13 protein-coding genes are annotated in these 15,659 nt (G+C 46.3%); 5 read left to right on the plus strand and 8 right to left on the minus strand.

The features are described 5' to 3' along the window. Positions 1-85: 85 nt before the first annotated feature. The 5 genes from JGK07_RS15770 to JGK07_RS15790 all read right to left on the minus strand — a co-directional run bounded on the left by JGK07_RS15770 (position 86) and on the right by JGK07_RS15790 (position 5,799). Positions 86-2,098, minus strand: a complete 2,013-nt coding sequence (locus tag JGK07_RS15770) for an Ig-like domain-containing protein (protein ID WP_293242484.1) — start codon at positions 2,096-2,098, stop codon at positions 86-88. Between the two features lie 11 nt (positions 2,099-2,109). Beyond that, a complete protein-coding gene (locus tag JGK07_RS15775) occupies positions 2,110-2,520 on the minus strand; it encodes a hypothetical protein (RefSeq protein ID WP_293209123.1) in 411 nt (136 codons plus the stop codon). Between the two features lie 594 nt (positions 2,521-3,114). Then, entirely contained in the window at positions 3,115-3,915 is an 801-nt protein-coding gene (locus JGK07_RS15780; RefSeq protein ID WP_293290937.1) for a hypothetical protein, read from the minus strand. 79 nt (positions 3,916-3,994) lie between these two features. Then, complete coding sequence (locus JGK07_RS15785; protein ID WP_293242493.1) at positions 3,995-4,888, minus strand: hypothetical protein; 894 nt, start codon at positions 4,886-4,888, stop codon at positions 3,995-3,997. A 95-nt stretch (positions 4,889-4,983) separates the two neighbouring features. Then, positions 4,984-5,799 carry a hypothetical protein gene (locus tag JGK07_RS15790; protein ID WP_293290939.1) on the minus strand — a complete coding sequence of 272 codons (816 nt, stop codon included), beginning with the start codon at positions 5,797-5,799 and terminating at the stop codon, positions 4,984-4,986. Positions 5,800-6,540: 741 nt separating this feature from the next. On the opposite strand from JGK07_RS15790, the gene JGK07_RS15795 reads away from it, so the two are divergent. The 5 genes from JGK07_RS15795 to JGK07_RS15815 all read left to right on the plus strand — a co-directional run bounded on the left by JGK07_RS15795 (position 6,541) and on the right by JGK07_RS15815 (position 11,785). Beyond that, positions 6,541-8,223, plus strand: a complete 1,683-nt coding sequence (locus JGK07_RS15795; RefSeq protein ID WP_293179222.1) for a tetratricopeptide repeat protein — start codon at positions 6,541-6,543, stop codon at positions 8,221-8,223. Between the two features lie 184 nt (positions 8,224-8,407). After that, on the plus strand, positions 8,408-9,658 hold the full coding sequence (locus JGK07_RS15800; RefSeq protein ID WP_293179225.1) for a transposase: 1,251 nt from the start codon (positions 8,408-8,410) through the stop codon (positions 9,656-9,658). Between the two features lie 115 nt (positions 9,659-9,773). Next, positions 9,774-9,998, plus strand: a complete 225-nt coding sequence (locus tag JGK07_RS15805) for a hypothetical protein (RefSeq protein WP_293179228.1) — start codon at positions 9,774-9,776, stop codon at positions 9,996-9,998. A 457-nt stretch (positions 9,999-10,455) separates the two neighbouring features. Further along, positions 10,456-10,767 (plus strand): RNA-binding protein, encoded by a 312-nt coding sequence (locus tag JGK07_RS15810; protein WP_293179231.1) that lies wholly within the window; start codon positions 10,456-10,458, stop codon positions 10,765-10,767. A gap of 406 nt (positions 10,768-11,173) precedes the next feature. Continuing rightward, positions 11,174-11,785 carry a hypothetical protein gene (locus JGK07_RS15815; protein ID WP_293179234.1) on the plus strand — a complete coding sequence of 204 codons (612 nt, stop codon included), beginning with the start codon at positions 11,174-11,176 and terminating at the stop codon, positions 11,783-11,785. A 303-nt stretch (positions 11,786-12,088) separates the two neighbouring features. Here the strand turns inward: JGK07_RS15815 and egtD are convergent, their stop codons facing one another. From egtD to egtC, 3 genes are all read right to left on the minus strand, one after another. After that, a complete protein-coding gene (gene egtD, locus JGK07_RS15820) occupies positions 12,089-13,132 on the minus strand; it encodes an L-histidine N(alpha)-methyltransferase (protein WP_293179237.1) in 1,044 nt (347 codons plus the stop codon). Positions 13,133-13,478: 346 nt separating this feature from the next. Next, entirely contained in the window at positions 13,479-14,870 is a 1,392-nt protein-coding gene (locus JGK07_RS15825) for an SUMF1/EgtB/PvdO family nonheme iron enzyme (RefSeq protein ID WP_293210160.1), read from the minus strand. Next, positions 14,842-15,630, minus strand: coding sequence for an ergothioneine biosynthesis protein EgtC (gene egtC / locus JGK07_RS15830; RefSeq protein WP_293179243.1), 789 nt, complete (start codon positions 15,628-15,630; stop codon positions 14,842-14,844). The genes JGK07_RS15825 and egtC overlap by 29 nt, the downstream gene beginning before the upstream one ends. Between the last annotated feature and the right edge of the window lie 29 nt (positions 15,631-15,659).

The raw sequence follows: 15,659 nt of genomic DNA on the forward strand, positions 1-15,659 counted from the left end.
AGATTTGTGAAATGGTTGAACCAAAATTGGGACGTATTCTCGGCTTATAAAGCCAGTTTAGGCCTTGTTTGGGCTTAAAATTTGTTTAAGTCCCGTTAAGGCGATCGTCTCCTGGTGTCCCTGTTAGTCCATCTGTCCCATTACTGCCGTCGAGGTCAACGCCGACTTCAACAAAAACTGAAGCCGTAGCTGTACCAGTTCCATCGCTAATCGTATAAGTGAAACTGTCACTACCGCTAAAGGTCGTTAAAGGAGTGTAAACTAATCGATCGTCAGTAAAGTTACCAGGCGTACCGCGATTATCAAGAGCAATGCTACCTCCTTTCGTAGAAACGCTGTCAAATGCCTTTATGGTTATGACATTTTTATTGGGGTCGCTGTCGTTAGCTAAAACATTTATGCTAACAGGGATGTTTTGGTTCGTTGTGACCTTATCATTTACCGCTGTGGGAGGAGTATTCACAGACCCAGGCGGTAAATTGATGATGTTGAGCAAGATGTTCACCAAGTCCTCATTTGTCGAGGCCTTAAGGAAGTCGCCTCCGGTGGTGTTTGCTATGCCCTCAAGGGCAGACGTATCAGCACCATTAGGGCCAGTAAATATTGTAAATATTTGAACTTGTGCAGTCGTCGGGTCAGGAGTGATGGGGTCGTTGGATGGCACAAATGGGAAATCGGGATTAGCGTCGGAGTCACTTGAATAACGTCGTTGTTGTGTACTGCTCGAACCGTTATCTCCCAACGCAAGGGTAAAGGTATCGACTGAGCCGCCCGATCCCGCCACAGAGGAACGCGCGGCGACCGTGGCTCCGATACTGCTAGCAAGGGCGTTCACTTGGCCAGCTAGGGCGCCGTCTTTCGCTGCTGCGTCTGTAAATAGAGCGATCCGAAGCACGCCTGCGCCAAACCTCCATTGCCCCATAGACCCGTCTAGCGCAACACGAAGCCCATCAAAGGCTGTCTCCGGCAGGTCGCCGCCACCGCTTACAGTGATGCTATTTATTGCTGCAATTGCGGCGGATTTTCTAGCTGCAAAGTCGTCTTGATCTGTAAACGGGAGAATAACCGATGACGGTTCCCCATTCGTAGTGTCCTTATACCCCACTATCCCAATACGACCATCGTTCTTGCCGCCAGCGAATACTGCATCAATAAGTGAGGATGCCTGCGCTTTCACTGTTCCTATCGACGAGCCCATGCTGCCTGTAGTGTCGATCGCAAGAGCGAAATCGGTTTGGAAGGTAAGACCACCCTTTGCAAGTTTGTATGTCTTGCCGCCGTCAAACTGTAGGAATTCGACGTTTCTCAGCGTATCTGAACCAGCGTCCTTTGCACCACGTGCATGGCTAACTGACCAAGAACCATCTGAATTTTTCTGGATGTCGTAGTCAGTTTCCTTCCCAAAATAAACTCCAGTGTCTGTACCAGCGCCTCCGCTCAACGTATCATTGCCGCCAGCGCCAAACAAAAAGTCATTGCCGTCACCAGACAGAAGAGTGTTAGGAGATGGCCCTCCGATTAGCAGGTCCCTCGACGTACCGAGTGAGATCGTACTTAGGAAGGGCTCATCCTCAGTTTTGGCGGCATCGATCGCTGCGCCATTCGTATACTCATAATTAAGTTTATGGAGTCCCTTATCGTCTAATGCACGGTAAGAAACCTGTTCGGGGAGACCAAGTTCCTTGTAAATCTGATTTGCAAACCTAACAGTATCTCCTTTGTAATCTAAAGATGTGAAATAATCTTCTTTTCCAGTCAGCGCATGAACAAGCTCATGTAATAAAGCCGTGGTTAACGTATCTGGTACGGCTTTGCCAGTCGTATTGATGTAAGTTGAATTGTTCAACCTTGCAAAATCAATTTCCACTTGGCCAGTACCAACATTACCACTAGGAGTAATTATAACAGTACCCTGAAGCTGTCCCGGCACGAATTTTATGTCTATTGTATTCCCCGGAGCAGCATTAATCCAGGTATCGAACATAGCCTTAGCTGTGGACGAATTGTTGTATGCTGTCTCCAAAACTGCGAGAATCTGTGCCTCTTGGGGGGCAGTAAAACCTGTGATCGTCGTCTTTTGAGAATAAAGCCAAGCCATTTTTTTTCTCCTTAGTAAAGGTTTTTAACCCGGTATTGATCGAGGGTGAATATGTCTTTGAGATCCAGAACGCTTTCGTAGCGGATCTCTGTTTGTGCTGATGTAAAAAATTGGTCAACCAGAGCCTTGGTAAGCTCGGTATATCCGCTTGCTCCCCGCTCAAGGACGGATACAAGAGCGGATTTCACCTGCCTAGAGAAAGGACCGCGCGTGCTTTGAAACGCATGGCGAAACAGCCAAAGGATTTCTGGTGGCAAGCGCTTTGAAATACTGGCTAGGGCGGCAGGCCGGGCTTGAGACGGTGCAAACAGCACAGAGTCCGTGTAATCTTTTACAAATTGCTCGAACATGGGCTCATCAATCGGAAGCAGAGAATTGGTGGGCGAGGCACGTATGCCCGACATCAGTGCTTGATCGAACATAAACTGTCGTTCGCTCCAGGGGAACACGGCACGCACAACGAGCCTGGGCGAACGGCTGAACGTGAGTTTTACCCAAGGACTATCCAAATACCTGGTACCATTAGATTGTGTACGCTCTAAGTTGAACGGCCCTTCGATTGGCGGACTCACGGATGTGACCAGCCGACGGTAAACGAAAAAAAGCTTGACTTCTGGAGAACTTTTCAAATCCCCGTGGCACTGAGCCATTCCGTCAACTGTCAACGGACGTGCCAGAAAACTGCCTCCCGCCCGTTTCGTCGATACTCTGAATTGAAGTTTGCACATTTTGGCAGTTCTGCTGAGAGTACGTGCTTTTGATAGCAAGTACGTTGATTAGTAAGGAGGCCATAAGTATTATGGCGATCTTGTGAGATCGAATTCTTAAATTGAGTGGCATCATGAAACTCTTCCCTCAACTTTCTTGTCCAAATCAACGTCTAACACGTCTTAACTTAGCTATTTGAGAAAAAGAAGTGTTGCAATGAACTAATTTAAGGATCGCTGCTTCTTCGGCAGGAATAAAACCAGTTAACGTCGTCTTTTGAGAAAAAGTCCAAACCATGATTTTTTTCCTTAGTGAAGTCGGTTAACCCGGTATCGATCGAGGGTGAATATGTCTTTGAGATCGAGAACGCTTTCGTAGCGGATCTCTGTTTGTGCTGATGTAAAAAATTGGTCAACGAGAGCCTTGGTAAGATCGGTATATCCGATCGCTGCCTGCGTAAGGATGGAGTTAAGAGCGGAGGTTACTTCCACCTGGAACGCAGACAAGCTGCTTTGCCGTGCATTACGAAACAGCCAAAATATTTCTGGTGGCAAGCGCTTTGAAATACTGGCTTGGCCGGCAGATTTGGCTTCTGGAGACCGTACAGCCAGCACAGAGTCCGTGTAATTTTCTACAAATTGCTCGAAGATCGCCTGATCGATCGGAACCAGAGGATTGGTGGGCGAGGCACGTATGCCCGACATCAGTGATTGGTCGAGCAGAAACTGTTGTTCGTTCCAGAGGAACACGGCACGCACAACGAGCCTGGGCGATCGGCTGAATGTGAGTTTTACCCAAGGACTATCCAAATACCTGGTATCGTTAGATTGTGTACGCTCTAAGTTGAACGGCCCTTCAATTGGCGGACTCACGGATGTGACCAGCCGACGGTAAACGAAAAAAAGCTTGACTTCTGGAGAACTTTTCAAATCCCCGTGGCACTGAGCCATTCCGTCACCGCCCGTTTCGTCGATAATCTGAATTGAAGTTTGCACATTTTGGCAGTTCTGCTGAGAGTACGTGCTTTTGATAGCAAGTACGTTGATTAGTAAGGAGGCCATAATTACTATGGCGATCTTGTGAGATCGAATTCTTAAATTGAGTGGCATAATGAAACTGCCTTTTCTGCGGTACTAAAACCCGTGAACGTCGTCTTTTGAGAAAAAGTCCAAGCCATAATTTTTTTCCTTAATCAAGAAGGTCGTTAATCCGGTATCGATCGGGGGTGAATATGTCTTTGAGATCGAGAAGGCTTTCGTAGCGGATCTCAGTCGCTTCTGACGCGAAAAATTGGTCAACCAGAGCCTTGGTAAGATCGGTATATCCGATCGCTGCCTTCCCAACAGCTAATTCAAAAGCACGGGCTACTGACATGTAAAACGGAATCAAGGTGGTTTGCCACGTATTGCGAAACAGCCAAAAGATTTCCGGGGGCAAGCGCTTTGAAATACTGGCTAGGGCGGCAGGCTGGGCTTCTGGAGACGGTGCAAGCAGCACAGAGTCCGTGTAATCTTGTGCAAATTGCTTGAAGATTGGCTCATCAATCGGAAGCAGAGGATTGGTGGGCGAGGCACGTATGCCCGACATCAGTGCTTGATCGAACAGAAACTGTCGTTCGCTCCATAGGAACACCGCACGCACAACGAGCCTGGGCGATCGGCTGAACGTGAGTTTTACCCAAGGACTATCCAAATACCTGGTACCATTAGATTCTGTACGCTCTAAATTGAACGGTGCTAAGGGCGCAGTCTTGACGAGCCGACGGTAAACGAAAAAAAGCTTGACTTCTGGAGAACTTTTCAAATCTCCGTGGCACTGCGATATTTCGTCAATCTTGGCAGAGATATGTTTGGAAATGGTCGTTACATAGTTCTTGAAATGTGACTCCTGCAAAGTGTCAACGGAGGAGGTGCCAGAAATCTGCCTGCCGCCCGTTTCGTCGATAATCTGAATTGAAGTTTGCACTTTTGGGCAGCTTTGCTGAGAGTACGTGCTTTCGATCGCGAACACGTTGATCAGTAAGGAGGCAATGAATATTAGGGCGATCGTCTTGTGCGATTGAATTCTTAAATTGAGTGGCATAATGAAACCCTTCCCTCAACTTTCTTGTCCAAATCAACGTCTGATACAAATTAACGTCGTCTTTTGAAGAAATGTCCAAGCCATAATTTTTTTCCTTAATGAAGAAGGTCGTTAATCCGGTATCGATCGAGGGTAAATAGGTCTTTCAGATCGAGAACGCTTTCGTAGCGGATCTCAGTCGTTTCTGACGCGAAAAATTGGTCGATGAGAGCCTTGGTAAGATCGGTATATCCGATCGCTGCCTTCCCAACGGCGGATCTAAGAGCACCGGCCACGATCGCGGAGAAAGGACCGCGCGTAGTTTGCCACGAATTGCGAAACAGCCAAAGGATTTCTGGTGGCAAGCGTTTTGAAATACTGGCTAAGCCAACAGACTCGGCTTCTGGAGACGGTACAAGCAGCACAGAGTCGATGTAATCTTGTACAAATTGCTCGAAGATGGGCTGATCAATCGGAAGCAGAGGATTGGTGGGTGGGGCGCGTATGCCCGACATCAGTGCCTGATCGAACAGAAACTGTCGTTCGTTCCACAGGAACACCGCACGCACAACGATCGTGGGCGAACGGCCCAACGTGAGTTTTACCCAAGGACTATCCAAATACCTGGTACCATTAGATTGCGTGCCCTCTAAGTTGAACGGTACTACGATTGGCACAGTCGTGGATTTGATCCGCCGAGGGTATTTGACCAGCGGACGGTTAACGAAAAAAAGCTCGACTTCTGGAGAACTTTTCAAATCCCCGTGGCACTGCGCCCAATCGTCAATCTTGGCAGAGATATGTTTGGAAAGGATAGTTACATAGTTCTTGAAATGTGACTCCTGCAAAGTGTCAAGGGACGTGCCAAAAATCTTCCTCCCCGTTTTGTTGATAATCTGAGTTTCGTCGATAATCTGAATTGAAGTTTGCACTTTTGGGCAGCTCTGCTGAGAGTACGTGCTTTCGATCGCGAGCACGTTGATTAGTAACGAGGCAATACATATTAGGGCGATCGTTTTGTACGATCGAATTCTTAAATTGAGTGGCATAATGAAACCCTTCCCTCAACTGTCTTGTCCAAATCAACGTCTGATACAAATTAATTTTGATGTTTGCCAAACCAACTCCTTTTAGCTCTTTGGAAAAAAAGTGTTGCAATGAAATGAATTGATTGATTTTTATTGCCTAATATTTAGCAGCTACTATTTATTGCCATCCTGAGCAACTCGATATAAAGAACAACATACCTCTTAATTAAACGATGTATGGCCGTTACAATAAAAGTTAACACACTGCCTTTTTGAGGACAGACTCTATTAACTCAGATCTCGCACCGCAGAGATTTGAAGGATTCTGGGAAAATTAATATCGTTTACGAATACAAGTTTCCGACACTCGTAGTGGAGAGATCAAAATTTTAGACTCTGGTTCAAGCTCCCAGATTCATCTGTGGAGTCAATCGAACATCGAAAATCGACTGACCGTATTTTACAGCGGTATACGCAAAGTGGGAGCGGTGCATAATTTTATACATTACAGTTAAGTAAATATAATTTGTGGTAATAGACCTGATATGCTAAATTTGTCTCAAAATAGCAGCGAGTTAAGAAAAGCATAAGTTAATATATAAGACCGCAATCTTGTCAACCCACTAAATTTTATATGTAAGGCGTATGCCAGATATCTCGACTTCTACCACAGAAAACTCCTCAAATCCCGAGTCCGGCCTCCTGCCCCCGATTTTAAGAATTTTTGCAGCATTTCCAGATTACGATCGGGGCAACAGACACTACGCATCGGGAAGGTACGAAGCGGCAATCATTTGCTACGGAAAAGCGGTGCAAATTAAGCCGGATTGGGCCCGCGCGTGGCTGAATCTGGGCAAAGCTTACAAGCAACTGCACTCCTGGGCTGAAACGGTGGCCTGTTGCGATCGAGCGATCGCCATTAATCCCGAAGAATATTGGGCCTGGATGCTGCGCGGGACAGCACTGTTAAGTTTGCAAAATCACCCCGAGGCGATCGCGACTTTTGACAAAGCAATTGAAATCAATCCCGAAAAGCACGAAGCTTGGTATCAGCAGGGCAGAGTTTTAGAAGAATTGCAGGAGTGGGACAAAGCAGCAACCTGTTACAAAAAAGCAACCCAACTTCATCCAAATTTGCCCGCGATGTGGTGCAGGCAAGGCAGCGTGTTGCTGCAAGCCTCGCGCTACGCTGAGGCTGTGGCGGCCTACGAGCGCGCTCTCAAACTCGTCCCGACTAATTGGGAAGCTTGGCTGAACCGAGGTTTGGCTCTGATGAAGGCGGAACGCTACGCTGAAGCTGTAACTTCTTACGATCGCGCCATTCAACTGCAACCACAAAACACTTTGGCTTGGTTCAATCGGGGCATTGCTTCGGCAAAATTGCACAAATACGGAGAAGCAGTCACAGCTTACGATCGCGTCTTGCTACTCCAACCCAATGACTCCGAAGCTTGGCTGTACAAAGGAATGGCCCTGAAACACCAGTGGCGCGATGGGGCAATAGCTTGTTTCGATCGGGCTATTCAAATGAATCCCGCTTATCCCGAAGCATGGATCGGGCGCGGTCAAACACTGTCAGAATCAAGAGATTATGAAGGTGCGATCGATGCTTTCGATCGAGCGATTCAAATTAATCCGAATTTCCCCGAAGCTTGGCTGGGCAGAGGTATGGCCCTAGCAGAATTGGAACGCTACAAAGATGCGATTATCGCTTACAGCAATGCCCTCCAAATTGAAGGAAATTTTCTAGAAGCTTGGAATTTGCGAGGCGAAGCCCTAGAAAAATTGGAGCAATACGAAGAAGCGATCGCCTGTTTTGACAAAGTAATCTCTCTGAGTTCAGAAACAGACATTACATCAAAAGTAGGATTGCAGCAAGGCGCAGCGCTAGAAAAATTGCAGCGTTACGAAGAAGCCGTCGCAGCTTACAACCGCGTTATTCAAAACGTGCCAGACAATTTTGAAGCTTGGTTGAAACGTGGCAACGCCCTGTCAAATTTGGAACAGTACGAACAAAGTCTAGCATCATACGATCGAGCAATTACTATCTGGCCCGACAGCTATCAAGGCTGGGTGCAGCGAGGCCTGGTGCTGGGGAAAATGCAGCGCTATTCCGAATCACTTGTCGCTTTCGATCGAGTGATTCAACTCAAGCCCCACAACTGGGAAGCTTGGGCGCAGCGCGGCGATGTTTTGCAAAAATTGCAGCGGACTCAAGATGCAATTAGTTCTTACGGAGTCGCCCTAGAAATCAAACCAGATTACTACGAAGCTCTAGTCAGCCGAGAAGAATTGAGACTCAAAGATGCAATGTCAGGAAAATGGTAAGACAGTTGACAGTTGACAGTTGACTGTTGACTGTTGACAGTTCACCGAAAGACGAGCGAGAAGCCCCTGGCTGTCTTACATGGTCCGGAACGCGACTGCGACTTTAGTCGCCTACATTTTCCTCTTTAATTAATATCCTTTGATAGCAGGTGAGAAGGTATAATATAAAAAGGAGGTAACAAAAATGTTTGGATGCCAACAAAATTTAATTAGCCCGGATAAAAACCTAAAAGCAATTCTCGAATTCCTGTGCAGTGAGTCATCAAAACTGACTAATTGCGGTATTTATTATGCTCGTCAAATGTATTTTAAAACAGGTAAAATACCGGGGAGAGCAGATTTGCATAAAGTGCTAGGTACGGAGAACCGAAATTTGCACTATAAAGCATTCTATTCGGATACCGCACAGCAGATTTTAACTACTGTTGCCGAATCTTTCAAATCCTATATTGGACTATTAAAAGGCATAAAAGAAGGGACAGTAACTCAAAGACCGAGACTACCTAATTACCGACAGGGTGGTCTAGCTTTAGTAACGTATACAGCTCGCTCTGTGAAGCTTAAAGACGGGTTATTAAGATTTCCACTCGGCACCAAAGTTAAAGCTTGGTTCGGACTGGATGCTTTCTATCTACCTAGGCCCACAAACTTAGACCACAAAGCAATCAGAGAATATCGAATCCTGCCTAGAAACGGCTGCTTTTACTTGGAATTAATCTACAAGACTGAGCAGGTTCAAGCAGATGTAGATCCATCTAAAGCTTTGATGATCGACCACGGAATGAACAATTGGCTAACCTGTGTAAGCAATACTGGGACTAGCTTTATCGTTGATGGGTTGCACCTAAAGTCGCTCAATCAAGGATATAATAAGCGCGTTGCGTTTTTGATGTCCGGGAAAGCGAATGGTTATTGGTCAAAACGACTGGAGAGATTGACAGAAAATCGCAATCGCACAATGCGAGATGCTGTTAACAAAGCTGCTCGGAAGGTGATTGCTCATTGTTTAGCTAACAATCTAGGTACTGTGATATTCGGTTGGAATGTGGGGATGAAAAATGGTCTCAATCTGGGTTCTCAAACTAACCAAAAGTTTGTTCAAATTCCAACTTGTAGACTCAAGGATAGAATCGCTCAATTGTGCGAAAAATACGGGATTCGGTTTGTCGTGACCGAAGAATCATATACTTCTAAAGCTTCATTTGTCGATCGGGACGTGCTACCTAAATTCTGCGAAAAACCAGAAGGGTGGCAGTCAAGCGGTAAACGAGTTAAGCGCGGATTGTATCGCACCCTTGAAGGTTTGTTAATCAATGCCGACTGCAACGGTGCAGCTAATATCGGTAGAAAAGTAGCGGCAACTTTGGGGCTTTGTCTCAAAGAAGTCAGTAGAGGTGCTTTGTTAACGCCTTTGAAAGTCCCTTTGTGGTCTTAATCAAGAATCCCCCCGATTCATCGGTGGGGAGTATCAATACGCTTATTTCAGTGGCGATATTCCAGCGCTGCGGGCCGCCGATGAGGCGCTCAAAGCTGGGGGATTTGCTTTTGCTTTGATTACCGCTGAGGGAATGCTGCAAAACAAACCGCCGCTGATCCCTTATCCGAGTCACTGGGTGGCGCTGTTGGGAAATGTCGCAATTGATGAGGGAAGCGATCGAAAGGGCGATCGATCTCGCGTTAGTTTTGATGTTTATACTTGGGGTAGAAAAATGCGTGTAGATATTCCTAAGAACTCTTTTGAGAATTATTTTTGGGTCGCCATTACAGGGCGCTAAATTTAATGCGATCGGAGACGGGATATCAGAGATTAGAAATTCAGTCAACACATGAATCCGAGGCTAAAAAGATTGATCTCTGGTGTTACAGGCAGGATATCTATGCAACCCGAAAAGTGCCCGATCTCAATATAACGATCGAGAGCAATATTTTCAATAAAACCCCATCCACCTGCTAACAGGAACGAAAAAAATTAGCCCTCAGCTCGATCGCACAGCAAAAAACCAAGGTGATGAGGCTAACAGTGCAATATGTCAGTTATCAAGAATACTTTCCGCGGGAGATTGCCCGACGGCACCCTAATTTGAAAATTAGGACAGGCAATTGCTGATTCTGCTGGCTTCATGTTATAGTAGTTTTTCAAGAATTAAATTCGGTTGCGTAGTTTGTTGGTGTTTATTTACAAGCCTCTCTCCGAATCTAAGTCTCTGCACCCTAATAGATTCTGGAGATTTTATGTCGATTTACGTGGGTAATCTTTCTTATGAGGTCACATCAGACGACCTCAACGAAGTATTTGCCGAGTACGGAACTGTAAGCCGCGTCCAAGTGCCAGTGGACCGGGAAACAGGCAGAATGCGGGGTTTTGCTTTTGTCGAAATGGCCAGCGAAGCAGAAGAAGCAGCAGCCATTGCAGCCCTCGACGGTGCTGAGTGGATGGGCCGTGACTTGAAAGTCAACAAAGCCAAACCTCGCGAAAACAACAACAAACGCTCCTCGGGTGGCGGTGGCTGGGGCGACAACAATCGCTCTTCACGACGATACTAAGCTTTGAGACTGAAAATTTGAATTTTGGTAGTTGACAGCAAGTGCGAATGCTGCTTTTTTTTCGGGCTGTTGGACTCGCTAAATACAACTGCCAAACCTTTAACTCAGTTTAGCCCCCTCCTTCGAGTGAGGGGGCTTTGTTGTTGGCGAAAAATTCCACGAGGTACGCCCGCCGCGCAGCGGACAGCCTAACTCGCAATTCTGTATCGCGATCAACTGCTTTTTTCAAGAAGCTTTCGGGATTTATGGGCGCAACTCCTGTAAACTATCAAAACTAGAATTAACTCCAAAGAAAAGTTACAATAACGCAAAAGTGATATTGCTCAAAAAAACAAATAATCTTTACTGAAAATTAGCAGATCAAACCAGCCAGACCCGCAAATCAATAGATTTTGCCTGAATAAAGATGCCCAAGATCTACAGCACGGCGGAACTCATTAACATCCTCGCAGAAGAGCGCCAAGCCTGCTTGCACGGGCGACGCCTCAATTTGACTGAAACTCCTGCTACAGGAAACCCCGTGATCGATCGCTTTCTCAAATCTGAGGGCGTTCAAAAGTTCACTGCTTATCAAAATTTTAAGGCAGCCGTGCATGAATACCAGCGGGAACATCAAGTTTCTGGGATTGTCTGGCGGGAAATGACGGTTAAAGGCAATAGTCTGCGCTACCCGGCAGTGGATGACGAATTAATCGCTCTACCGATCGATTTGATGACGCTGAAGGCTGCTAAGACTGCGATGTTGGAATTCTGGGAGCGGGTAACTGCGGGGATGGATTTGTATTTGAGTATTAATAGTGGGAAGGATTTTCGAGCGATCGAGCCGATCGACGTAGAAGCTCTAGCCCAGCGTACAGAATGGGCGAGTCTCTCGAAGTGGGAAAAGTTGGATTTTCTCGAAATTTTGTTGCAGTTGGGCTGGGGGAAGCCCGAGGAAGCCTATTACAAGCGGGGATGGCCGACATCCGGCAGCGAGTACATTCACGCCGTAAAACCCGGACAGCGGCCGATTTGTTAATTAGTCAGTAGTCATTAGTCAGTAGTCAGCAGTCAGTAGTCAGCAGTCATTATATCAAATCCGGCAGCATCGTAATTATAAGAGTGCGAGCGTCTCGCGAGCGATCTATGCCGCGAGCGAGACGCTCGCACTGATATCATCCAAATATATTATTCCGATGCAGCCGGAAATGATATTAGTCATTAGTCAGCAGTCATTAGTCATTATTAGTCAGTAGTCAGTAGTTACTGATTATTGGGAGATATTCAAAAATAACAAATAACAATTGCCAACTGCCAACTATCAACTGCCAACTGCCAACTGTCAACTGTCAACTGTCAACTGACAAAGCATCAAGCCAAACCACTGATTTGGGTCTGTCCAAACTTGCACCGGCTTTAAACCGCGCTGCGAAAGATCTGCCTTTACAGTATTGAGATTAAACTTGCGCGAAATTTCGCTGCGGATAGTTTCTCCGGCGGCAAATTCAACCGTTAAATCGAGCGCGCGCAAGTTGACTGTTTGCGCTTTCTTACTTTTCAAGTGCATTTCAATTTGACATTGTTCTTGATTGTAAAAAGCCCAATGCTCGAACTGCGCTAAATCAAAATTTCCCTGATACTTCCGATTTAAATGTCGCAGCATATTCAAGTTAAAGGCTGCGGTCACTCCTTGACTGTCATCGTAGGCCGGCTCTAAAATATCCTTAGATTTGTCTAAGTCAATTCCCAGCAAAAAATACTCTCCCGGCTGCAATGCACCGACAACTTGCGAGAAGAATACATCGCATTCTTGATGGTTGAGATTGCCGAGGGTGCTGCCTAGAAAGCAAATCATTCGGGTTGGCAATGGCGACGGGGCAATTTTAGCTAAGGCTAATTCGTAAGTGCTGACAAGTCCGTGAATTTGGAGCGATGGATAATCTGCTAACAGTTGACAAGCGCTGCTTTCTAGGATAGTGGGGCTGATGTCGATCGGCAAATAGTGCAGCGGATATTCCAATTTGCTGTAAGCATCGAGGAGAATCCGGGTTTTGGTGGAACTGCCGCTGCCAAGTTCGACGATTTCGCACGGGCCCGTCAAATGCGCGATCGCCCCTGCACACTCTTGCAAAATTGCCGTCTCAGTGCGCGTTAAGTAGTATTCCGGCAACTGACAAATCAACTCGAAGAGGTTCGAGCCGCGATCGTCGTAGAAATACTTGGGAGGCAGGGTTTTGGGGTTTTGAGTCAACCCGGTAATTGCATCGCTGCCAGCATTGATTTCTGCGGGTGTCGGTGCCACAGCGCTCACCAGCCGCTCTAAGTGCAGCCGGTTTTCTTTGGTTGACGCTGGGTTTGTCTTGTCGGAAAGTCTTGGAGATTTCATAGAGTAAAATTAAGATGCACAAATTGATATAGCACACAGTTGCGTTGCTGAAGATCGCACTCAAGCTAGATTTTTGAGGCCGCTCTCCGTTCTGTATGTTCTCACCCGATGGCGAGTCGCGTCCACAAATTAAAATTCAACAAATATCAACCTAAATTATTAAATCATTTACAAACCTTTTTTAACCTAGTATTTTTAAGTGGAAAAAAGTTTTGGTGTTTGACAAACAAATATTGTCTAAAATTAACTGGAAATAAATTTTATTTTTTAAATTTAAATCTTACAGGTTCGTAGTGAGGACTTTAGTCCGCATAAAATTAGAGGACTCGCATTCCTCACTACAAACCTATGTGATTGTAGTTGTGGCGCAGCGAAAACCCGCGATAATTTGCCGCACGCCCGGATAGTACCAATTCCGAAAAGTCGATCGCAGTGCCTGAGGAAAAGTTGCCCAACTCCCGCCTTTCAAAACCCGATGTTCTCCATCAAAATAGACTTCAGAGTATCCCCGATAAGGATAACTTTCAAATCCTGGATAGGCGTCAAAGGTTGAAGCTGTCCACTCCCAGACATTGCCCAACATATCACAACAGCCTGCTGGACTTGCTCCCGTTGGAAAAGCATCAACGGGGGAGGTATTGGCAAGATGATTGCCGTGATTGCACAGGCTGGCATTTGGCCGTGTTTCTCCCCAAGGATAGGTAAGTTTTGTCTGATTTGTGGGATCCCAACTTGCTGCTTTTTCCCATTCGGCTTCCGATGGTAAGCGCTTCCCGACGAAGTTGCAGTAAGCTTCGGCTTCGTACCAACTGACGCCGCAAACTGGATGGTTGTTGAAAGCAGGGTTTTCTGACCAGTAAAGCGGGCGATCGACTAAATGAACTTTTTGCCATTCCCAGCCCTCAGCAGACCACCAATCGCGGTTCTGATAGCCGCCGGATGTCATAAAATCTCGGTATTGACCGCAAGTGACCGGATAGCGATCGATCGCGTATGCTTCTAGATCGCACAGATGGCGCGATCGCTCGTTATCCAAAGTTTCAGCAGCATCGCTTCCCATATAAAATTCCCCGCCGGGAATCTCAATCTCTGGGGAATCGGTAATGGGTAATGGGTAATTGGTAATGGGTAATTGGGAATTGGTAATCGGGAATTGGGAATTGGGAATTAATCTTCCTTCTTCCTCCTTACTTCTATCCGTTAAATCCGTTACATCTTGTACACTGCTCGTTGCCGAACTTCCCTCTTCCTTCTTCCCTCTTCCTTCTTCCCTCTTCCTTCTTCCTTCTTCCTTCCTTAGCATTTGCAGCACGAAAGCAACTGTTTCGCAGTGCTGACTTTCGTGCTGAATAATAAACCGCCAGAGACGTTCCTGTTGTGCGATCGGCGCAACGTCCAAATAATCTAACACCTTTTTTCGCACCGCATCCAGATACAATTCAACTTCTGGTAGCGCAGGCAAAAAAACTCGTTGTTTTTTCGGCAAAATATCCGCAGCAAACAGTTGGTGATACTCAGGAAAAACTGGCTTGAACCCACCACATTTCTGCAACAGCCACAAATCCTCAGTATAAGCAATGTGACCTAAATGCCAACCAACCGGACTAAAATCTGGATGGGCTTGACGGCAGAAAGTATTGTAATCGATGTCTGCAAATAGTTGAAAAGTGCCGCGGCGACACTGCTGCAAATCCTGATAAATTGCCTCTTTACAAGATTGGATTGATTTCGATCTCACCGTCTACTCCCGTACTGATCGTGCTCTGGACTGGACACTCGTGCCAATTGCCACCAAATAAAGGCTCAGAAGCAATGATGACAGAATTGGGGAAATTTAAATCGTCCCGCAGCCAATACAGGGAAGGAGGGACTTTTGGGAAAGCAAAACGAGATGCAACGAGCTGCTGTCCGTCGCTGATAATAATATTTGCTGAAAATTCAACTTGGTGAGCGTTTGCTAGTTCAGCCAAAGTTTTCAGGCAGTTTTGCAAAGCAGCTTTTAGGCTCAGATTGCTGGCTGTTAATTCATTGACAAATAAGCCGAAGATGTGCTCTGAATCTGTAGTACCGTTAATTGATTGATAAAGGGTATCGTTGAGCCGATCGCGAATTGGTCTGTAAAGACTTTTGCGAAAATTCTGCACAAAGCCGTTGTGTACGAACAACAGGCGATCGTGTTGAAACGGCTGACAGTTGCTCAAATCTAGAGCTTGTCCTGAAGTTGCACTGCGAACATAGGCGATCGCACAGCCGGATTCAACATATCGGCTGATACTCGGCAGATTGATGTCGTTCCAAATTGGCTGTACATTTTTATAAGTAAACGGATCGGTATCGAGGTGCGGGTGATACCAACCGATACCAAAACCGTCAGCATTGAGCAAGCCCGAAGTCATTTCGCGGGGCTGGTAACTCTGCACAATTAGCGAATGTTCCGGCTTGTACAGAATAGAATCGAGTAAAATCGGCTCGCCGAGGTAGCCAAGCAAACGGCACATAAAATTTTGTAAACAAACAGATTAGCATT

The sequence above is a fragment of the Microcoleus sp. PH2017_24_DOB_U_A genome, assembly GCF_020738205.1.
GTDB lineage: Bacteria > Cyanobacteriota > Cyanobacteriia > Cyanobacteriales > Microcoleaceae > Microcoleus.